The sequence below is a fragment of the Roseivirga sp. BDSF3-8 genome (assembly GCF_041449215.1).
GTDB lineage: Bacteria > Bacteroidota > Bacteroidia > Cytophagales > Cyclobacteriaceae > JBGNFV01.
In genome coordinates, this window is the sequence record NZ_JBGNFV010000003.1 from 32,136 (window position 1) to 55,142 (window position 23,007).

The 23,007-nt window shown below is 49.1% G+C and carries 13 protein-coding genes and 1 pseudogene; 9 read left to right on the forward strand and 5 right to left on the reverse strand.

What is annotated here, in order from left to right; genetic code table 11:
• Positions 1-321: 321 nt before the first annotated feature.
• Entirely contained in the window at positions 322-3,906 is a 3,585-nt protein-coding gene (locus tag AB9P05_RS24620) for an amino acid adenylation domain-containing protein (protein ID WP_371911564.1), read from the forward strand.
• Positions 3,907-4,189: 283 nt separating this feature from the next.
• On the forward strand, positions 4,190-5,263 hold the full coding sequence (locus AB9P05_RS24625) for a DUF6544 family protein (protein WP_371911565.1): 1,074 nt from the start codon (positions 4,190-4,192) through the stop codon (positions 5,261-5,263).
• A gap of 37 nt (positions 5,264-5,300) precedes the next feature.
• On the opposite strand, the gene AB9P05_RS24630 is transcribed toward AB9P05_RS24625, so the two are convergent.
• Positions 5,301-6,116, reverse strand: coding sequence for an SDR family oxidoreductase (locus AB9P05_RS24630; protein WP_371911566.1), 816 nt, complete (start codon positions 6,114-6,116; stop codon positions 5,301-5,303).
• Between the two features lie 301 nt (positions 6,117-6,417).
• Here AB9P05_RS24630 and AB9P05_RS24635 point away from each other — a divergent pair, with 301 nt between their 5' ends.
• The 6 genes from AB9P05_RS24635 to AB9P05_RS24660 all read left to right on the forward strand — a co-directional run bounded on the left by AB9P05_RS24635 (position 6,418) and on the right by AB9P05_RS24660 (position 18,440).
• Complete coding sequence (locus AB9P05_RS24635; RefSeq protein WP_371911567.1) at positions 6,418-7,002, forward strand: Crp/Fnr family transcriptional regulator; 585 nt, start codon at positions 6,418-6,420, stop codon at positions 7,000-7,002.
• Complete coding sequence (locus tag AB9P05_RS24640; protein WP_371911568.1) at positions 6,999-7,427, forward strand: SRPBCC family protein; 429 nt, start codon at positions 6,999-7,001, stop codon at positions 7,425-7,427. The genes AB9P05_RS24635 and AB9P05_RS24640 overlap by 4 nt, the downstream gene beginning before the upstream one ends.
• A complete protein-coding gene (locus AB9P05_RS24645; protein ID WP_371911569.1) occupies positions 7,417-8,466 on the forward strand; it encodes a trans-acting enoyl reductase family protein in 1,050 nt (349 codons plus the stop codon). The genes AB9P05_RS24640 and AB9P05_RS24645 overlap by 11 nt, the downstream gene beginning before the upstream one ends.
• 195 nt (positions 8,467-8,661) lie before the next feature.
• Positions 8,662-11,865 carry an S-layer homology domain-containing protein gene (locus AB9P05_RS24650; RefSeq protein WP_371911570.1) on the forward strand — a complete coding sequence of 1,068 codons (3,204 nt, stop codon included), beginning with the start codon at positions 8,662-8,664 and terminating at the stop codon, positions 11,863-11,865.
• Between the two features lie 64 nt (positions 11,866-11,929).
• On the forward strand, positions 11,930-15,142 hold the full coding sequence (locus tag AB9P05_RS24655) for an S-layer homology domain-containing protein (RefSeq protein WP_371911571.1): 3,213 nt from the start codon (positions 11,930-11,932) through the stop codon (positions 15,140-15,142).
• An 82-nt stretch (positions 15,143-15,224) separates the two neighbouring features.
• A complete protein-coding gene (locus AB9P05_RS24660; protein WP_371911572.1) occupies positions 15,225-18,440 on the forward strand; it encodes an S-layer homology domain-containing protein in 3,216 nt (1,071 codons plus the stop codon).
• 247 nt (positions 18,441-18,687) lie between these two features.
• Here the strand turns inward: AB9P05_RS24660 and AB9P05_RS24665 are convergent, their stop codons facing one another.
• From AB9P05_RS24665 to AB9P05_RS24680, 4 genes are all read right to left on the reverse strand, one after another.
• Positions 18,688-19,062, reverse strand: coding sequence for a type II toxin-antitoxin system VapC family toxin (locus tag AB9P05_RS24665; protein WP_371911573.1), 375 nt, complete (start codon positions 19,060-19,062; stop codon positions 18,688-18,690).
• Positions 19,062-19,316 carry a hypothetical protein gene (locus AB9P05_RS24670; protein ID WP_371911574.1) on the reverse strand — a complete coding sequence of 85 codons (255 nt, stop codon included), beginning with the start codon at positions 19,314-19,316 and terminating at the stop codon, positions 19,062-19,064. The genes AB9P05_RS24665 and AB9P05_RS24670 overlap by 1 nt, the downstream gene beginning before the upstream one ends.
• Positions 19,317-19,489: 173 nt before the next feature.
• On the reverse strand, positions 19,490-19,669 hold the full coding sequence (locus AB9P05_RS24675) for a hypothetical protein (protein ID WP_371911575.1): 180 nt from the start codon (positions 19,667-19,669) through the stop codon (positions 19,490-19,492).
• Between the two features lie 54 nt (positions 19,670-19,723).
• Complete coding sequence (locus tag AB9P05_RS24680; RefSeq protein WP_371911576.1) at positions 19,724-20,653, reverse strand: hypothetical protein; 930 nt, start codon at positions 20,651-20,653, stop codon at positions 19,724-19,726.
• Between the two features lie 1,655 nt (positions 20,654-22,308).
• Here AB9P05_RS24680 and AB9P05_RS24685 point away from each other — a divergent pair.
• Positions 22,309-23,007, forward strand: a pseudogene (locus AB9P05_RS24685) (hypothetical protein); the annotation flags it as partial.

A 23,007-nucleotide genomic window follows, 5' to 3' on the forward strand; every position in this document is an offset into this window, starting at 1 on the left:
ATTTACCGGATTTGTTATAACCCTGTCCGATTCCTCTGATATATCTTTGCATATGTATATTAAATACTATTGATATAAATATTGGCATATGCTATTAAGGTGTAGGTACATATATTATCATGTGGGAACTCACACTCACTGGAATTTATTCTATACCTAGGTATTCTTTGCTAAAACAGCTTTAAACAGGCAAGATGCCCCCGATTTTATTGGTGCAATCGGTTTCAGGTTGCTCGAGTTGATCGTAATCCATAAATTTATATTGGAAAACCCTGATTCTAACTAAAAGCGGGAGTGATCCGAAAGAAAAAGGAAAAACTTATGAATAACGTAAACCACCCTGTTTCGCAGAGTGACCGGCAAAAAACCGGGCAAACCCCACAGCCGGATTCCGGCTCTATCGAGACCATCTGTAGCCTCGTCCACAGGCAGGCTCAACAGCATCCTGAGCATATCGCCATTATAGACGGCAACACCGAGGTCGATTACCAACGCCTGATGAACAGAGCCAATGCCGTAGCCGCTGAGCTTCAGAGGCGTGGTGTAGCCCCCGGTTCCCTCGTGGGCGTATGCATGGACCGCACCTGGGAGCTCGTTGCCACCCTCTATGGCGTACTGCAGGCAGGTTGCGCCTACGTGCCACTTGATCCCGCTTACCCCCGCGAGCGCGTACGCTACATGCTCGAGCACTCCCGCGCCGTAGCCGCTATTGTGGACAATGACACCACCGCCGGCCTATGCCAGGGCGTACAGGAACTTATCCATTTAAATAAGATCGCAGACGAGACCCCTCATAACCTCACCCCACCTTCTCCCGGTGACCTCGCCTACGTCATCTACACATCAGGCTCCACCGGCAAGCCCAAAGGCGTCGCTATAGAACATGGGAATGTAGTGGCCATGATCCGGGCCACCCGTAACCTGCTCACCGATGCTGATCTCAAAGGCATGCTCGCCTCCACATCCATCTGTTTTGACCCCTCCGTCACAGAGATATTCGGCACACTTGCCCTCGGAGGCACCGTCGTGCTCGCACAGAACATACTCGACCTGCCCGAGCTTGACGCCGCCAACCGGCTCACAAGCTGCGTGGCAGTACCTTCCGCCATGCAGGCCCTGCTTGCGTCCGGCTGGAGTCCAAAAGGTATCAAATCCATCATCTTTGGCATAGAAGCCCTTAAGCTCCCCCTCGTAGCAAAGCTCTTCAGCCTGGATGATGAACTCCGCATCTTCAACGCCTACGGACCCACCGAAGACACCGTCTACTCCACCGTGGCAGAGATCCCGCGTGACGTGCGTACCATTACGATAGGTACCTCTGTGGCCGGCTCCAGCGCCTACATCCTTAATGAAGACATGAACCCCGTACCCCATGGTGAGACCGGGGAGCTCTACCTCGCCGGTAATCAGCTCGCCCGCGGCTACCTGTACGACGAAGAACGCACTAATGAGCGCTTCATTCAGCATGAACCCACAGACGCTATACCCGAAACCCGCCTCTACAAAACCGGTGACCATTGCCGCCGCATTGAGAATGGTGAGATAGAGTTTATCGGCCGTATAGATCAGCAGGTAAAGATCAGAGGCTTCCGCGTAGAGTTAGGTGAGGTCGAGTCCGTACTCGAGTCCATGCCCGGTATCCAGCTCGCTGCCGCTGCTGCGCTCGATGGGGGGGTAGGCCAGAAAATGCTTGCTGCATTCATCGTCACCCAGGACCAGGAAGTCACAGACGCCGGTATCAAAGAGTATTTGGCTAAGCGACTCCCAAAATACATGGTGCCCCAGCTTGTCATTCATCTGGATGAGATGCCCCTGCTACCCAATGGTAAGCTCGACCGCAACAAGCTGCAGACCCTTGGCGAAACCCGTCAGGTAACTGAGGCAAGCACCTCAGCGCCCAATCTGGATGGTAACCAGCAGCCCGGTGCCCTGCTTTCTATCATACAGCGTGAGGTAGCCTCCCTGTTAAACTACAGTGATCCCGGGCAACTCGACCCTAACAGCTCCTTCGATAGCTTTGGGCTCGATTCCCTCACTACCATAGAGCTCAGCGGCCGCCTGTCGAAAGCTATCGGCAAAACCCTGCCCGCCAAAGCCATACTCGAGAACCCTACACCCGCCACCCTCGTGGATTACATCACCAATAGTGCAGGTGGAGAGGCCGTAAGTAAGGCAGCAGGCATGAATACCGATTCCCTCGCCACCTTCCAAACGCAGATTCGCTCCAGTCACCCTACCTTCCAGGCCGCTAAAGTTACCGCCTGGTCAGCCACCGATAAGAGCAAGCTCGTGCAGGAAGTGCTCCATATGGTAAATGACCAGCGCCGTAATCCCTACAGCAAGGTACTGCGTACCGGTAGCGCCACCCGGGGCATGGTGAGCGATGCCTACAATGACGAAGAGCAGGAAGCGATCATCTGGACCACCAACCTCTACCTCGGCCTTAACCGCGATAAAGAGGTAATGGAAGAAGCCGCCAAAGCCGTAGAGCAGTTCGGCACCGGCATGGGTACTTCGGCCGCCGCCTCAGGTATGACAGACCACCACCTGCAGTTTGAAAAAGAGTTTGCAGAGCTTACCGGCAAGCCCGCCGCCTGCCTCTTTCCCACAGGCTACACCGCCAACGTCGGTGCTGTAGCCGGTATACTCGGTAATAACGACTGCGTCATCATCGACCAGCTCTGCCATGCCTCCATCGTAGACGGTGCCCGCCTTTGCGGAGCCAGCATCAGAACCTTTAAGCACAATGACGCCACCGACCTCGAGGCCGTACTGAAGTCAGAAGTATCACCCTACCGCACCGTTATGGTTATCCTCGAGGGTGTCTACAGCATGGGCGAAGGAGCTGCACCTGTCAAAGAAATCGTACAAACCGCCAAAAAATACGATGCCCTCGTTCTTGTCGATGAGGCCCACTCGTTCGGCTTTTACGGTAAGCGCGGCGGCGGCATCTGTCATGAGCAGGGTATCACCGAAGATGTAGACTTCATCATGACCACCCTTAGCAAAGCCCTCGGAAGCCTCGGTGGCGTCGTTTCCGCTTCCCAGGAGCATGTGGACCTTATGAAGTCCTCTTCCAGAGCCTACATATTCCAGGCCTCCGTCAGCCCAGCCGACATGGCCGCTGCCCTAACCTCCCTGCGCCGTATCCGATCAGACGATGGCCTGCGCCAGCGCCTGTGGGATACCACCCGCTACATGCGCCAGCGCTTTACCGAAGCGGGTTACGACCTGGGTACCGGTGACGGACCCATTGTCACCCCGCACTTTAGCGACAAAGACAAGCTCTACGCCATTGTGCAGGAAATGTACAAGCGTGGCGTGCAGACCTCTGCCGTTACTTATCCTATAGTAGAGCCGGGTAGGGGACGCCTCAGGCTCATATGCTCTGCCGCCCACACCCGCGAAGACGTGGATAAGACCATTCAGGCCCTTATCGAATCAGAGCGCGTGGTAGATGAGCAGCTTGCCTCCATCAAGGCTGAAGCAAAGGCTGAACAGCCCAGTGCCAGCCACCTGCAGGAGTGGGCCACCGCCTTCTCCGGTTACCTCACCAGTGTGGTCTCCGACAGCACCCGCCCCGTGCCTGACCTGGCCATCTCCGTAAGCCTTCCCGGCCAGGAGGAGCCCCATACCATCCGCATCAGTGGGGGAGAGGTCACCCTCGGCACAGGCAAGGCCAGCGGCGTTCATACCTGCTCACTCCTTCTGAAGGATAGCCATGCGGTCACTGCCCTCCGCAATGCCGACATCCAGGCCCTCCTGCGTAGCATCAGTGCAGGCAACTGCATCCTCCACGGCCAGGTAGAACCGTTCATTTGGTTTATCGCCCGTCTCGTAGAGCAGCAAAAGCAGAATGCCTCAGTCAAAGCCACCGTCAAAGGACAGGAAGAGGCCGTTTACTAGTGTAATACCATAATTTGAATACAAGCAAAAAGGCAGTCATCATTGACTGCCTTTTTCTTTTACACGTAGGATGTGTGAGCGGGTCCTTCTGGCATATATGACGATGGATAACCGGAGCGAGGAATAATAGTGGTTATGAATTACCCGCTTGAAAAGCTTATCCATTAAATACCTGAAAACCTGTATATAAATTATCTTCAAAACTGATGAGCGTCATATATCCTGGCTTCATTTTCAAGTATTTTTACCTAATAAGTTACAGAATGACTTATCCACTACAAAAATGATAAAGTACCTGTTTGTAGCGCTTGCCGGCCTTCACGGGCTTATTCACTTACTTGGCTTTATCAAAAGCTTTGGCCTTGCCCGGGTCGAGCAATTGTATAAACCCATCGCTAAACCCTGGGGTATACTCTGGTTGCTCGCAACCTTATTGTTCCTGGCCGGTGTAATCGTATTCCTGCTTAATAAAAGTTACTGGTGGCTCGTCACTCTTATCGCCGTTTTATTATCTCAAATACTAATTTTCCAGCATTGGCAGGATGCCAGGTACGGTAGTATAGCAAACGTTCTTTTACTACTTGTTTGCATAATCGGGTATGGTAATTGGCACTTCGACCGAATGGTGCAGCGTGAGCTCACTGCGTTTCAGATGGAAGAGACACCTGCGGCCCACCTGCCCGAAATAGCTCAAAAGGATTTACCTGATCCTGTACAAAAGTGGCTCAGCTACAGTCAGGTAGAAGGAGGCCAGGAAATAGCCCATCTGCACCAGACAGGCCGTATGAAGCTTGATAATGACGGCAAATGGCTGCCGGTAGCCGCACAACAATGGTTCAGGATGGACAAGCCAGGCTTTATATGGTATGCGGATGTGGGAGGGACTTCACTCATGAGGCTATCCGGCATGGACAAGTATCAGAATGGCAAAGGCCATATGCTTATCAAACTGTATAGTATATGGCCGGTGGTGAATGCCTCCGGTAGTCAGATAGACCAGGGGGTAGCCGTACGATACCTGGCCGAAACAGTATGGTTGCCCCAGGCCGCCCTTAGCCCATATATAAAATGGGAACAAACCGGACCTGCCAGCGCAACCGCCACCCTAAGCTACAAGGAGGTAACGGTAGAGGGTGAATTTACCTTTAACAGCAAAGGCCAGGTTATTCGTTTTGAGGCTATGCGATTCTATGATAAAGCGAAGGCCATGAAGCCCTGGATAATCCACATAGATGAAAACAGCTATAAAACCTTCGGGGGAATTATCATACCATCCAAAGCCAGTGTTACCTGGCAGCTTGACAGCGGTGATTTTACCTGGTATGAAGTCGAAATAAACAGGGCAGCGTATAAATAAAAATCTTCTTCCTCTAACCAGAGTTATACAACTTACCCTACTTCTCCAGCTTGTTTTTAATCACTTTCATAAACAGGCTGTCCGGTAAAATCTTTCTCACTTTAGCAAACAGAGATATATCCTTACCCGCCAGATACCTCAGCTTATTCTTATTGTCGGTAGCGGCCTTATAGATGATCGATGCCACAAACTCCGGGCTCGCACCTGTTTTCTCGTTTAGCTTTTCGATATTAGTCAATACCTTCTGCTGGTACGCCTTATAATCCGGAAACCCGGTGATGTCCGTTACATAAAGCGACTTAAAAAAGTCCGTTTTAATATTTCCCGGCAAGACAATCTTTACTGAGATCCCAAGAGACGAAAGCTCATAATGAAGAGACTCTGAAAAGCCTTCCAATGCAAACTTAGTAGAACCATATAAACTTTGCATAGGCAAAGGCACCTTGCCTACCCCCGAAGAAATGTTGATTATCTTTCCCTTTTTCCTCGACCTGAAATGAGGCAATATCTCCTTTATGGTATTCATTACTCCAAATACATTGGTATCGAATTGCTTCCTGATCAGATCCTCATCTGCCGCCTCAAATGCACCGAACACCCCTATCCCTGCATTATTAACCAGCACATCCACGGTTCCGAACTTTTCTATGGCATACCCTACCACAGCCTTAATCGAATCCCTGTCGGTTACATCCATTTTTTGAATGTCTATGTGCTTTACACCCTCCAGACCATTTTCCCTTTCAGGGGTCCTCATTGTTGCAATGACATTATACCCCCGCTCCCCAAAATACAGAGCAGTCGCTTTGTCGATACCCGATGAGCAACCCGTGATGATTACCGTCTTATTCATTTCGTTTCATTTTTTTACAAACCAGTACCCACAGGCACCAGCTAACTCCCTAATAAATAGATGAAAAGAGTGCTGCAGCCCGCACAGACGCATCGGTTTCACCCCGCTGCCGCAGGGTCATTCAGGCACATCATATTTCTTTTACCCCTAGCCTCTACGATCCCCCCACATGCAGGTTTCGTTTTTTAGTCCTTTCAGTAGCCGTTTTTCACATAATTTACCATATGGTAACCCAGTTTAGAAATTCATTTAAGACCTTTGTAAAATCGTATAGATTCCAACTTATCAACCAGTGTATCTGATGGATGAACTAATCCACTTTTTATTGGAATTTAGTAACCTGAATACCAGGCAGCTTGAGCTGGTAAGGCGTCAGGTTTATACCAAAAAGCTGAGGAAGGATGAATACTTCTCCGAAGCCGGCAAAGTATCAAAAGAAATCGCTTTTGTAAAGCAAGGTATATTACGACTTTGCTACTATAATCGTGAAGGGCAGGAAATAACTAAATATTTTATCGCAGAAAATAAGTTTGCTGTAGACCTTAACAGCTTTCAGACCGGTCTGCCCTCCACAGAATATCTGCAGGCAGTAGAAGATTGCGAACTCCTCATCTTTAGCGACGATTCGATGAAACACCTTTCGGAGACCATTATCGGGTGGGATGAGATGGTTAATAAGATCAGTAGCAAAGCCCTCATAGACAAGATGAACCGCCTGAGTCCCATGCTTTCAGAGGATGCCAAAACACGCTATCTGAATTTTTATGAACGCTTTCCGGATCTCGCCAACCGGGTTCCGCTAAATCACCTCGCATCCTTTATCGGGATCACCAGCCAATCCCTTAGCAGAATCAGAAAAGAACTAAAAGAGGGGGAAAAAGCATGAGAGCCTATCACACCCAAATAGAAATCGATGCCCCTCACTCCGCTGTGTGGAATCGGCTGGTAGACTTTGAGAGCTATTCCGTCTGGAACCCACTCGTATTTAGTCTTTCAGGCGATATTCGCGAAGGCGGGATCATCTCCACAGGTATCACGCCCCTTAATCGCATATACCGCGCCCGCCTTCTCTCATTTAAAAAAAATCAGGAAATCGTATGGCAAGGTCACCGTGTGGCCGGGTTTGTACTTAGTGGCAGGCATTATTATCAGCTACGACGGATAGGGCAGGAGAGGACCCTCCTTACGCATGGCGAGTACTTCTCAGGGCTTTTATCTCCATTTATTCCTAAAGGCCTGCTTATCAAAATGCAAAGCGCCTTTGAACAGCATAATTATAAGCTTAAAGAGATAGTGGAAAGTGAGAAGTAAACGCATTCTTATATACGGAGCCACTGGTTATACCGGTAAGTTATTGGCCAAAGAGCTCATTTGCTCAGGCGTAAGCCCTATCCTGGCAGCACGTAGCAATAAAGTTCATCAGGTGGCAAAATCCCTTGACTGTGAGGCCAGAGTCTTCACTTTGCAGGATGCTGCCTTACGGCTAGATGATGTGGATATTCTTATCAATGTAGCCGGTCCGTTCCGCATAAGCCAGGATCTGCTCATCAGAGCCTGCCTTCAAACCCGTACGCATTACCTCGATATTGCCGGAGAAGCACCCGACATTGAAAATGCAGCCCGATACCATAAAGAGGCTCTTGATGCAGGCATTACTATCCTCCCCGGTGCCGGATTTGGCGTGGTACCTACCGACCTGCTTGCCCTCTGCGCCAGCAGGCTTATACCCAACCCCACCAGATTGCGTCTTGTGTACCAGACTATAGGGGGCGCCTCACGCGGTACGCTCAGAACCGTACTTAGCGATATAGACAAACCCGGTGTAAAAAGAGTACGAGGCAGCTACCAAAAAGCAATGCCTGCTGAAAGTTTTCATGAAGATACCATTGGAAACCAAAGTGTTAAAGCCGCTTATAACCCTTGGAGAGCAGATCTGTATACCGCTTTTGTTTCCACCGGTATAGACAATATTGAGACCTACACTGTATTTCCTGCCCCTGTCGTCAAAATGATGCAGGGCAAACTGGGCTTCTTTCGAAAAATCTTACTTAAGGTACTCCTGCCTCTCCTTCCCGAAGGCCCCGGCACCAGGCAATTGAAGAAGGGTAAGACGCTTGCAAAAGTTACTGTTAATAACGAGTACGGGCAGGAGGCCACGGCTGAAATGCAAGGCCCGGAGGCCTATGTATTTACCGTGCAGTCTATAATAGCCGTGATCCAGGCTATGAGAAGTTCGCCTACAGGATACCTTACTCCTGCACAACTTATTAATGAGTGGCCAAAGGAATGGCCGCCAATAAAAGTTTGGTGTAATCATGGAGAACCTATGCAACCTGCTGTGCATGGTTAACTCCAAAGATAGAATTAATACCAAGTTTAGTATAAAAATTGTGTGTCGGTTTTCTGATCAAGTAACATAATACCTGTCAATTCTATGGTAGTTTGTAAGTGTCTTAATTTTAATGGAAAAAGGTTTAGTTTTTATTGATTTATGCCTTGATAATATAAGATACTACTAAGTTTTTTTACTAAAAAAATAACAGCTATGAAAAAGGTTTACCAGTTTACCGGTATTATACTCCTGATACTGGTTTCCGTTCTCGGGTGGTATAGCATATCCACTCAAAATACGCCCTCAGCTAATGAAAAAATGCCTGATGCGGATCAAAGATTAACTGATAAGGCCGGTACTGCCAGCCAGGAGAGGCTGGGCCAACTTAAAACCACGGGAGCTGTGGAAGCCGCTCACCTCGAATACCTGAAAACGATGGATCCTACCACCGGCCAGGTGCCAGTGTTACGCGGGCTCGAGGCCTTTCGTGCCGCTCGCCGCCAGGCAGCCAATCTCAGGGCCATTCCCGGTGTAGTATGGGATGCTCGAGGCCCGTCTGATGTCGCAGGCCGTGTGAGATCCCTGATGTTCGACCCCAACGACCCTAATAGTACAAAGGTCTGGGCCGCCTCCGAAACCGGTGGTTTGTGGTATAATAACGACATCACCAACCCCTCTTCAAGTTGGTATAATGTAGATGATTTCTGGACCAACCTCAATATTTCTTCCCTCGCCTACGACCCCACCAACCCTACGCATTACTACGCAGCCACAGGGGTGCAGTACGACGGCAGGACCCGGCCGGGAGCCGGTATCTGGAAGTCTACTGACCAGGGGCAGACATGGACCCAGATGGCCAGTACCACAGGCACTAACTTCAGACTGATCAGTGCCATTGCCTTTACCCCCTCCGGTACCCTGCTTGCCACAACTAATGATGGCATTTACCGCTCTGCCGACCAGGGCCTTAACTGGACCAAGGTACAGGGCGGAGACTTTCTATCCGACCTGGAAGTAGATCCTAACGGCATCATCTATGCCGGTGTGCAGCAAAATAATAATGCCGGTATTTATAAATCCACCGATGATGGCCTTAGCTTTACTCAGTTAAGCCTCCCCGCTTCTGCCACCGGTGGACAGCGGGTGGAAATAGCCGTAGCTGACAGCAACCCCTCTGTGGTATATGCTGTAGCAGGCTACACCAATGTCAGCTACTTTATTAAGTCCACAGACGGAGGTCAGACCTGGGCTTCCCTAAGCATACCTAACCTGTTCACCTGCAACGGCGAAGATACCAGCGCGGATTTTACCAGGGGCCAGGCCATACACGACCTTGTACTCGAAATAAATCCTACCGATCAGTTCACTGTATACCTCGGAGGTATCAATCTGCTGCGCTCGGTTAATGGCGGTGCCAGCTTTGCCCAGGTATCTAACTGGTATGGAAGCTGCACCTCGGTTGTGCATGCCGACCAGCTCACCATGGCCTTTCGTCCCGGCAACACCAATGAAGCTGTTTTCGGCAACGATGGAGGAGTATATTATTCACCCGTGGCAGGCGACCGTACATTAGGCAACCACCAGATGTACTTTAACCCCCATAATAAAAACCTTAACATCACCCAGTTTTATAGCGTAGACCAGCGCAATACCGCTGGTGACGATTACATGCTGGCCGGTACCCAGGACAATGGTACCCAGAAATTTACCCTTCCCGGATACGCTAATACGACTATGCCCACCGGAGGGGATGGTGGCTTTGCTCACATAGATCAGGATAACCCTGATCTGCAGGTTACCGCCTATGTCTATAATTACTACTGGCTTTCACAGGATGGAGGCAATACCTTTAAAGTCTTTTCTGACGATGTGGAAACCGGATCTTTCATTAATCCTACCGATTATGACGATGATGCCAATGTGCTCTACACAGTCACCGACGGATCTGCCAACTACATGTATTCCACACCCCTGGACAATCCTACCTTTTCAAACATAACCTTAATCCCAGGATCTACGGCCGTACCCGGATCAATTACCGCTATAAAGGTATCACCCTACACCCCCAATAGGATTTTCATAGCCGTCCAGGGTTTTTTATCGCCGCCTTTTATCTACATGGTGGATAATGCGAATACCCAAAGTCCCACAGTGACTAACCTGAGCCCTAACGGCGGAGGAATGGACATCGGTTCATACTGCTCCAGCTTAGACGTAGGTGCCAGCGACAACCAGATACTCGCCACTTTCTCTAACTACGGCATCAACACATCAGTAGTCGAAACACGCGACGGCGGCGCTACCTGGCTTAACCGCCAGGGTAACCTGCCCGATATGCCCATACGGTGGGGGCTTTACCACCCGAAGAACACCAGTGAAGTTATGCTTGCCACAGAAGTGGGCGTTTGGTCTACCGACAACATAACAGTCAGTAGTCCCGACTGGGGTGTGACGAATGCCAACCTCGCCAATGTGCGTTGCGATATGCTGAAGTACCGTAAGTCCGATGGCTATGTGGCAGTAGCTACCTACGGAAGGGGAGTCTACACCACCAATATCTGGTCTTACATAGACATCAAAAACCACTGGGCAGAAACCGAAATCCGCTACATGCTGGAAAACGATCTGCTGGCCGGGTATAGTGACGGAACCTTCAGGCCCGATAATGAACTTACCAGGGCTGAGTTTGCCACCATGATCGCCAATATCATCGATCCTCCCCTCAGCAGTGATCCTGCAGTCGCCAGTCGTTCATTTACCGACATATCCGGTCATTGGGCCGAGGCTAATATACTGCAGGCTGCCCGCGCAGGCTATCTTGCCGGGTATGGTGACGGGACATTCAGACCCAATGAGAAGATCACCAAACTACAGATCACCGTTAGTATTGCCAATGGCCTGCCCGTGAGCGGAGGGACTATTTCACAGCTAGACATGTTCTTCGACCGCACCAGCATACCCACCTGGGCCGAGCAGCCTATCGCCAATGCCCTGCAGAACAGGCTCATTGCCAATTATCCTAACAAGAACTACTTCACGCCTAATACGAATGCTACCCGTGGCTTGGCTGTAGTGACCCTCTACCAGGCCCTTGCAAACCTCGGCAGAGCCCCCTTTAGTACCAACTTCTATGTGGTGAGCCCCTCAGGCAGCCGGCTTGCTAAAAATATCACCGGTGATGCGGAAGACCTTGCACTCTATCCTAATCCGGCTGATAACTTCCTTAGGCTGGATATACCCGATGCAGGCAACAGCCCTGTGCCATACGCTCTCTATAACCTGCAGGGGGGCCTGATAGCCAATGGAGAGTATACAAAAGGCGCCACACTCGACGTGTCCTATCTATCGCCCGGTCAGTACATAGTCAGGGTATCAGTAGGAGATAGACTTTTCTCTAAAAAATTTGTAAAGAAATAACCATAAGAGCACGCCGCTATAATGAGCGGTGTGCTCTTTTATTTTAATCCTATTAACCAGTTTTATGATGAAAAAGTATACCTATTTATTTACAGCCCTTGCCCTTTTGCTGCTTGCAGCAGGAGGCTACTACCTGTATCCGGATAGCTCCGCAGGGCAGGAAAACACCCTTACCTTTAACGACATGCGGGGCATGACCCCCGAAGAGCGGAGTAAAGCAATAGAGGCCACCGGTGCCACTGAAGCCGCTTATCTCGAATACATCAAAACATTCGACCCTGCTACCGGCGAAGTGCCCACTGCCAAAGGCCTCGAGGCCTTTAAGGCCGCCCGCAAGCAGGCCCGAAACCTGCGCGCCATACCCGGCGTCGAATGGTTCGAAAGAGGCCCTAATAATGTAGCCGGAAGGATACGAGCCATTATGTTTGACCCTAATGACCTTTCTAAGAAAAAAGTTTGGGGTGGTGCTGAGCATGGAGGACTCTGGTATAACAATGACGTGACAGACCCTGCCAGTTCATGGTACAATGTAAACGACTTCTGGGCTAACCTCAGCATAGGTTCCATTGCTTACGATCCTACGAATACACAAGTCTTTTATGTGGGTACGGGCGTGCCTTACGGAGGAAAACAGCCCCGTGGTGCCGGTATATGGAAGACCACTAACGGCGGAGGCTCATGGACCCAGCTTTCGTCTACTGCTAACAATGCTAACTTTTACCATGTCTCTAAAATAGTCGTCACCAGTAGCGGTACCGTATTAGCCAACACCAATGCCGGTATATTCCGCTCCACCGATGCTGGTAATAGCTGGAATAATGTATTGGCGGGCAAATATGCTTCTGATATGGAAATTGCCGCCAATGGCACCATCTATTCAGGAGTAGGGCCTGACTATAACTCCTATGGCTATTCTGAAATATTTCGTTCTACAAACGACGGACAGAGCTGGACAGAACTGACCATGCCGACCGGTTTACTGCATGGCCACCGGATCGAAATTGCCACCGGCGGGTCAGGTACCGTATACGCCGTAAGTTCTGACTACCTGTTTAATTCAGTTCAGTGGCTTATAAAATCTACCGATGGAGGTAATAGCTGGACGGAACTTGCCATACCAAAGTATGAACAAGCCTGTGGCTTCCCTGCAGATGCTGATTTTACCAGGGGAGAGCAGGCTAATCATGACCTTACCATAGAGGTACATCCTACTAATGCTAATCTGGTAATATTAGGCGGTATAGATAATCACCGTTCTACTGATGGAGGGGCCACGTTTGAGCAGATATCTTACTGGACAGGCCTTGCTAGCTGTGCCAGCAATGTACACGCCGATCAGCTTAGCCTGGTCTTCCGCCCCGGTTATCCTAACGAAGTCGTATTCGGTAACGACGGAGGGGTATACTACTCTCCCCACGTCGGTAATGCCAGCGTTGCGAGGGGAAGCCTTAATATCCAGTCTCGTAATAAGAACCTTAATATCACAGAGTTCTACGCAGTAGACCAGCTAAATAGCAGTAGCTCCAATTATATGCTGGCAGGCAGCCAGGATAATGGCACCCAGCAATTCAAAAAGCCTGGCATATCATCTACCAGCGAGGCCAGGGGAGGCGACGGTGGCTTTACCCATATTGATCAGAATAATAGCGACGTCCAGCTTCTTTCATATATAAGAAGTAGCTATTCTCTTTCTACAAACGGAGGCAAATGGTTCAGTATATTTTATAATGATAACAAGGTGGGCCGGTTTATTAACCCGACCGATTATGATGATAATACCAATATCTTTTATGCGGCTGGTAATACAGGTGATTACCTTTACTCCACTGACCTGGAAAATTCCTCCACCAAGACGATGTATACGGTTAATGCAGGTCTTACACACCAGATATCTGCCGTAAAAGTTTCTCCCTATACGGCTAACCGCATCTTCGTCATTACTTCTAATGAGTACGGCGGCCAACCCCATATATACCGTATAGATAATGCCAACTCAAGTACACCTACTGTTACGGATATTAGCGGCAGCCAGCCTTTTGCTAATAATGCTTACGGTACCTGCATACAGGTAGGCGCCAGTGATAACCAGCTTCTCGCTACTTTCTCTAACTACGGCATTGTTTCCGTATACGAATCACGCGACGGCGGCGCCACATGGGTAAACCGTGAAGGTAATCTGCCTGATATGCCCATTCGCTGGGGGCTTTATAACCCCAATAATTATAACGAGGTTATGCTGGCTACCCAGGTAGGCGTATGGTCTACTGATAATATCAATACCAGCAGCCCTGACTGGGGAGTAACCAATGCCAATCTTGCTAATGTGCGTTGCGATATGCTCCAGTACCGCCAGTCTGATGGGTATGTAGCTATCGCTACCTATGGACGTGGCGTATATACCACCAATGTCTGGTCCACCACAAGTGTATCCGATATTGCCGGCCACTGGGCTGAGAACGAGATCACCTATATGCTTAAGCACAACTTCCTGGCAGGATATAGCGATGGTACTTTCCGCCCTGATAATGAGCTTACACGGGCTGAGTTTGCCACCATGATCGCCAATATCATTAATCCGGATATCAGCAGCGATCCTGCCATAGCCGGACGCACGTTTACCGACATCACAGGCCACTGGGCCGAGCAGAATATCCTCCAGGCAGCCAGGTCGGGCTATCTGGCCGGGTACGGCGACGGTACCTTCAGACCTAATGATAAGATCACAAAGCTGCAGATTACGATTTCCATAGCCAATGGCCTGCCCGTAAGCGGCGGCAGCACCTATCTGCTCAGTGATTTTCTTGACCAGACTTCCATCCCCAGTTGGGCGGCGCAGTCGGTATCTAATGCCTATGTGAATAAGCTCATAGCCAATTATCCCAATAGGTCATATTTTACGCCAAACGTAAATGCCACCAGGGCAATGGCTGTGGTTACGCTGTACCAGGCGCTGGCCAATCTCGGGCGGATTAGTTTTGATAACAATTTCTATATCGTTGTCCCTGCAGGGTATCGCCTGGCCAAAGACGAAGCCGCCAGCGAAAGCGAGATAGCCCTTTATCCTAACCCTGCCAGCGATTATGTGCAGATAGAATTGGCTTCCCGGCTTACAGAGAGTGCCACCTACCAGGTATATGACCTGCGTGGACAGCGCATCAAGGAGGGAACCTGGAGCGAAGGTAAAAGGCTGGATATATCATCCCTTGCGCAGGGTCAATACCTTATCCATATCAGTACGCCTGATAATACCTTTACCAAAAAGTTCATTAAAGAGTAACCTTTTGACTTAATTATATATTCTCACAGCCACTCCCTGATACGGAGTGGCTGTTCATGTTTTAAACTACAGCATTACTATAATGAAAAAACTATTTACCCTTTTCACCGGCCTGCTGGTATTGGTGGCAGCGGGTGCATTCTTTGCCTACCTGTGGCAACCTGCGGGTTCGGAAAATAAAATAAGCGCCTTTAATCGTATACGGCAGCTTCCGACCGAACAACAGAACGATGCCCTCAAGGCCACCGGTGCCAGCGAGGCGGCATACCTCGAATACCTTATGACCTTTGATCCTGCCACGGGGGAAATCCCTACCGAGCGGAGTATCGAGGCATTCAGAATGGCCCGCAAGCAGGCAAAAAATCTTAAAGCCATACCCGGTGTGGAGTGGTTTGAGCGCGGACCGAATAATGTAGGTGGCCGTATACGCGCCATCATGTTCGACCCCAACGACCCCTTTTCTAAAAAGGTGTATGCCGGTGCCGAACACGGCGGTTTATGGTATAACAATGACATTACCGACCCCACCTCCTCATGGTACACTATTGGCGATTTCCTTGGTAACCTCAGCATAAGCAGCCTTGCCTATGACCCTACTGACACCCAGGTCATGTATGCCGGCACAGGCGTACAATACAGCACAGCTAACCCTCGTGGAGGAGGTATCTGGATCACAGTAGATGGCGGGCTTAGCTGGTGGCAGCGAAGCGCTACGGCTAATAATCCTGATTTTCATTTTGTCTCAGACCTTATTGTAACCGGGCAGGGAACCCTTATAGCCAATACCTCATCCGGCATCATGCGATCTACCGACAAAGGAATAAGCTGGGTAAAAGAAATAGCCGGACAGTACTCCGCAGACATGGAAATAGGAAGTGACGGAACCATCTATGCCGCCCTGAGTCCCACCACCAATCATATTACCGAAACAGAGATCTATAAATCCACCGATGACGGACAGACCTGGAGCATGCTCACCCTGCCTGCCGGTAACAGTAAAGCCTACCGCATTGAGCTGGCCCTCGCCAGTGACAATACCACTCTGTATGCCCTCGGGTCTACCTTCCTTTTCGGAGGCCAGGTTATGTGGCTCATGAAGTCTGTAAATGGCGGATCCACCTGGACTAACCTAAGCATACCACCACTAAGGGCGTGTAGTATTAATGACCTCGGTACAGATTTTACGAGAAACCAGGCCACTCACAACCTGGTGATCGAAGTGCATCCCACAGATCAGGATATCGTCGTTATAGGAGGAATAAACCTGCAGCGCTCTACGGACGGAGGCCAAACCTTCCAAAAAATATCTGAATGGTCAGAAAGCAATGCCACCTGCGTGCCTTTTGTACATGCAGACCAGCTAAGCATGGCCTTCAGGCCAGGATACCCTAACCACGCTGTATTTGGTAATGACGGAGGAATGTACTACTCAGATCGTGTAGGTGATTCCAATGAAGCCTCAGGCGCTCTCAATATACAGATGCGCAACAAAGACCTGAACGTAACCGAATTCTATGCTGTGGATCAGCAAAACAGTGCCGGATCCAACTACATGCTCGCCGGTGCTCAGGATAATGGCACCCAACAGTTTAATAAACCCGGCATTTCATCCACTACTGAAGCTTTAGGAGGCGATGGCGGCTTTACCCATATCGACCAGGACAATAGTAATATCCAGGTACTATCCTATGTATTCAGTGACTTTTTTGCCTCTCAGGATGGAGGCAAGAATTTTCTGCAAATAAGCGATGACGATAACCGGGGCCGGTTTATTAATCCCACCGACTATGATGATGAAACCAATATACTGTATGCCGGTGGCTTCTCTGGCGAATATCAGTATTCAGACCCCTTGGATCAGCCACTCTACCAGGGACTGAATGTGGTAAGCACATCTATGGAAGGTATGATATCAGCCATAGAAGTGTCCCCTCATACCCCAAACCGTATATTTGCCGTCACATCACGGCATAATTCGGATAAGCCCGTGGTATACCGTATAGATAATGCCAATACCAGCACCCCTACGGTTACCGATATCAGCGGCAATGCACCCTTTGCCTCAATGACCTATGCCAGCAGCCTTTCCGTAGGGGCCAGCGATAACCAATTACTGCTTACCCTGTCTAACTACGGCATTGTTTCCGTATACGAATCGCGCGATGGCGGTGCCACATGGATCAACCGCGAAGGTAACCTGCCCGATATGCCCATACGCTGGGGCATGTACAACCCTAATAACTACAACCAGGTCATGCTTGCCACCCAGGTAGGCGTATGGTCTACCGATAATATCAATACCAGCAGCCCCGACTGGGGAGTAACTAATGCCAACCTCGCGAATGTGCGCTGTAATATGCTACAGTACCGTGAGTCCGACGGCTACGTAGCCGTGGCCACCTACGGCAGAGGTGTGTTTACCTCTAACGTCTGGTCCTTCCAGAATGTAACCGATATTGCCGGGCACTGGGCGGAAAATGAGATCAACTACATGCTAAGGCATAACTTCCTGGCAGGCTATAGTGACGGTACCTTCCGGCCAGATAATGAGCTTACCCGGGCCGAATTTGCCACTATGATCGCCAACATCATTAATCCGGATATCAGCAGCGACCCGGTCATAGCCGGACGCACGTTTACCGACATCACAGGCCACTGGGCTGAGCAAAATATCCTGCAGGCAGCCAGATCGGGCTATCTGGCCGGGTATGGCGACGGTACCTTCAGGCCTAATGATAAGATTACAAAACTGCAGATCACTATAGCCATAGCCAATGGCCTGCCCGTGAGCGGTGGCGGTACCTATCTGCTCAGTGATTTTTATGACGAAACATCTATACCCACATGGGCCCGTCAGTCTGTTTCCAATGCCTATGTAAACAGACTAATCGCCAACTATCCCAATACTTCCTATTTTACCCCTAATACCAATGGCACCCGCGCTATGGCCGTTGTATTGCTATACCAGGCACTGGCTAATCTGGATCGTACAAGTTACAGCACAAACCCCTACATAGTGGTACCTGCCGGATACCGCCTTGCAGAGAATCAGCCTGATGAAAGCAATGAGGTAATGGTGTATCCCAATCCTGCGGAGGAATACATAGAGATTAACGCAAATATAAATAAAGGGAAGCGGATAGCATATGAAATAATCAATACCCAAGGCAAAAGGGTCAGCGCCGGCTACTATACAGAAGGAGGCAGGATTGATCTCTCTACCATGACTTCAGGGCAGTATATAATAATGATACAATCAGATGATAAAGTCTTCTCGAAAAAGCTTATAAAAAAATAAGCTATCATATAACATAAATGTAAAAAAGGGGAGGGTGCCTGAATTGAGGTACTTCCCCTTTATTATATATCAAGCTATCACTCTCTTAACCGGAATGAAGGTTGCCAGTCAGATAAATATGATGTGCAACATTTCACTACATCAGCAGTCCGGCCTGCTTCGTTCGCTAAATTCTGGTATTTAAGTATGCATCCGGCTGGCTGATAATGTAAAAGAAAATCTCACATTATTGACAACAAGCTTTATATTAAGTCCTTAGTTTTTCAAAGGGGTTCACCACATCCAAATCTGGAATAAGGCTAAAATCCTTTGCATTTCTCGTCAGTAGCGGCATATTCATGCCAATGGCCGTAGCAGCAATGATTGCATCGCCTGCAGACATTTTCCTCTTTTGCCGGAGCTTGGTGGCAACAGATAGGATATGGGTATTTATATCGATAATCGTAACAGCCCGGAAGAAACGCTCGAAGTATGCTTCGTCACTTACATCCAGCCTATGATAGCCTAATACCTCCAGGTAGCTGATAGCAGAGACTATCACCGGAGTATTTTTAGCCCGGTTCTTAATAAAGGGATACTCACTTTTCGATGAGTATATAATGATATTACTATCCCAGACCATTAATCCCGGTAAGGTAGTTTGCGGTCTTTACGCTGCTCACGCTGCCAGGCTACAGGATCTTTGATGTTGGTGGTAAGACCACCCTTGCTATGCCATTCATCAAGTATATCAAAGACAGATTCTTTAGAGGATGCATCACTGGTGGATACATAAGCCCCCATGCTTTCGGCAACATGGCGTACCTCTTCCATATCTTCTTCATTATCGAAGTAGAGTGTGAGCTTTTTTTTCTTATCGTTTTTATCTTCTGACATACCTGATATTATGCAATGGCGCACCCCTTATTTCACACAATTTTACTAAAAAAATTAGGTAATCAACAATATTTGCTAAATTTTTCAACCTAAATTAAGCAAATGGCATCAAAATTTCTCCATAAGCTTAGGGAATCGCTCATTAAAGTCATCAGGGCTTATGTAAGTCCCTCTCATTCTATAGGTGCCGAAGTCATAATCCACCTTATGAGACTGGCCGACTCCTCAAAATCCGCCGTTCCCATGGCTTTATAGTAGCGTTCCTGCTCAGCTATGAACCTATAGTCCATATATAAATAACCTCCCGGCAACAAGAGGATAATCACACCAATAATGATAAAGATATACCTCATGTTTAATGTAATATGAGGAGTTGAAAACCAAGTTATATATTGTAGGTTTTTTATCTATGGCTTTGTGATAAACCAGTCAATTCCGTTACAAGCTCTTAGTGCCTCAGGGATAGACGCTACGCGTGTGTTGCTGTCCCTTATCAGATCCGTGACGATGATAGCCGCATGCTCCTGCCCATCCCACTCATATCTGTTTGTAAGTATCAAATTATCCCCCGCCCCTTTCATCCTTAAAAATACAGTTTCTCCCGGATTCTTCATACGAATACAATTCCAGGGCCTTCGTGAGGTAGTCTTTGTAGCCCCATCGGGACGTCCCCCTTGTAGCCCGTAGCCACCCAGCCCCTGCTTCCCGCTGCCTTTATGTACCGAGGCTCCAGCCGAAGATGGTGAGTTCGCTCTACCTTCATCACCCCCAGCCACTAGTTCCTCCTCATATACCGTCACATTTCCTGCTGCATCTGCCGCTTCCACCCGCACCGATACCCCATTCGCCATGTCCATATCGCTTTTCAGGTTATAAGCATACACCCCATTCGCTATCAACTCGTTGCACTCACCACTTTCCAATACAGCACCCCTGCCATCCATCACCGTCACCCGCAAAGAGCAAATACCAAAGTCATCAGACGCATACACCTCCAGCGCTTCACCCGCTTTGCCTGTAAACGCCCCTGCCACCACCTTTTCCACCACCGGCGCATGCATATAGTCCCTCACCGCCAGGTTCTGCCACGAAATAAAGCCCTCCGCTGCCGCCTCATATTTCGCAAAAAGAGCAGCATCCTCCTTCACCCCCTTGCTATACGCCGTTGCCTCCCTGAACCGCCTGTGATGCGCCTTTTGCTTCTCACTCAGAGGCCTCGATGATGTGGCCGGCCGGGCAGACACAATCGTCCGGCCCGCCCGCTGCCGGTACACAATCGCACCCCGCACCATGCCTCGCGCACCCTCTATCCATGGATTATTCTCTATGACAGCCATTATGTTGAAGCGTTAAATTCCCTCTATATGTCTGTCAAAAGTAACCCGCAGTAAGATACCCCCTCATTTCAGGTAAGGTTATCACTATAAATTATGAGTACACAAGAAAGCCTTATCTACCTCAAAGTATAATATAATTTATATCACCACCTTGCTTACCCTGTGCCCATCCTGTGGGTATCCCGTGGGTATCCTATAGGCACATACGCCTAACCTACAGACAGGCGTATGTATAACTATTCCTGGAAACAGGAAACAGGCTACCTCACATTCCATTCAAACCATCCTATATGATCACCTAATGTACTTTCCGTGTTAAAAGAGAAAATACCCATGCCGCCCCCCGTAAAAATTCCTTTCCCCCGCTAAAGTTAAACGAAGCACCCTGCAACGTAGGGAAAGGTGGCCGCGATGGTGCGCACACGTAACCAACGAAAGCCCATTTGAAGAGATCAAGCTACCCTACCTCAAGAGCCATCCCGCGGCCGGAAAGGGCCTCCTACTCTCCGCTTGGCTGTACTTCGCGCACCGTTAATCTCAATAGACCGATAGAGTAGCTATTTGCTTCCCAGCCCTCAAAATTCCTTTCCCCCGCTAAAGTTAAACGAAGCACCCTGCAACGTAGGGAAAGGTGGCCGCGATGGTGCGCATACGTAACCAAAGAAAGCCCTATTTGAAGAGATCAAGTTACCCTACCTCAAGAGCCATCCCGCGGCCGGAAAGGGCCTCCTACTCTCCGCTTGGCTATATTTCGCGCACCGTTAATCTCAATAGACCGATAGAGTAGCTATTTGCACCCCAGCCCTCAAAATTCCTTTCCCCCACTGAAGTTAAACGAAGCATCCTGCTTTGTAGGGAAAGGTGGCCGCGATGGTGCGCATACGTAACCAAAGAAAGCCCATTTGAAGAGATCAAGTTACCCTACCTCAAGAGCCATCCCGCGGCCGGAAAGGGCTTCCTACTCTCCGCTTGGCTATATCCCGCGCACCGTTAACCTTAATAGACCGATAGAGTAGCTATTTGCACCCCAGCCCTCAAAATTCCTTTCCCCCACTGAAGTCAAACAAAGCATCCTGCTTTGTAGGGAAAGGTGGCCGCGATGGTACGCACACGTAACCAACGAAAGCCCTATTTGAAGAGATCAAGTTACCCTACCTCAAGAGCCATCCCGCCGCCGGAAAGGGCTTCCTACCCTCATCATGCCGGCTATACCTCTAAGTCCGGAACAGGCCCGGCTTTCAGGGAGTGACATAGGTTGCACCCACGATGCTAATCACAGTCCTTTCGGAACATCGTCTTTCTGCCCTCATAGGCACTAGCCATATCAGAGTCTTGCAGCCTACATACACTTTGGCCGGGGCATATCTTTTAAAAAATGGTTTTAATATATACGAGGCATAGAATAAACAGCAATCTGACTTATCATTTATTAACAGCTATACTCTTACATGCAAAGGGTCTCAGGGCATTTAGGTAAGTAAAAGTGTAAAATCCTAAATAGATTGAATTCGTGTGCTGATATAGAGCGGGGCAATCGATGGAGGGTAAATAAATACCGGAGACAGGGAAGCTGCTTGGTCAGAATACGCCATTTAACTGTAAGTTATACACTTATTGCCAAGAGATTCATGAGATCTTTTTTGCTGTTTTTAATAATGCTTTCAACAAGCATAGCCTCCTTTGCTCAGACTTCCCTAGCTGAAACCAGAGGGTATTGGGCAGACGGGTCGAGCTGGAATGGTGGTGTCGCGCCCCCCTCAAGTGCAGTAAACCTGCAAAATATTTCGATTGATGGGTATATCATACGTGAGGGCTCCATCAGCAGCACCAGTAACTTCGGTCTCACCGTCAACTCAGGAGATACCCTTGTCATTTCAGGTGACCTCTCTATCCAAAATGGCAACCTCACTGTAAATTCAGGGGGGGTATTGTTACTCTTCGGTAATGCCACCGGTACAGGCAATTTCAATATTAGTCTCAATGGGGGAGACGTAGTACTGGCAGGAGACAATACAGCCATCAATGGTGTTACCACCAACGGGAATGGACATTTGTATGTATTCGACACTACCCCCTCCATCAGCGGGAATATTAATGGGTCTAATGGCCTTGAGGACGAGTCAGACCTGGCAGCTGGTAATCCTGCCTTATATGATTTTGTCACAGGTGGAAAAGCCCTGCCTGTTCAATTCATGTACGTTTCAGTAGTGACTAAAGATAGGACAATAGAGATCAGCTGGGCCACAGCCAGTGAAACAGATAATGCATTTTTTGAAATACAAAAGTCCCGCGACGGAAGCACATTTACCCCAGCAGGAAGAGTGCCTGGAGCCGGTAACAGTGCAGGCATCCAG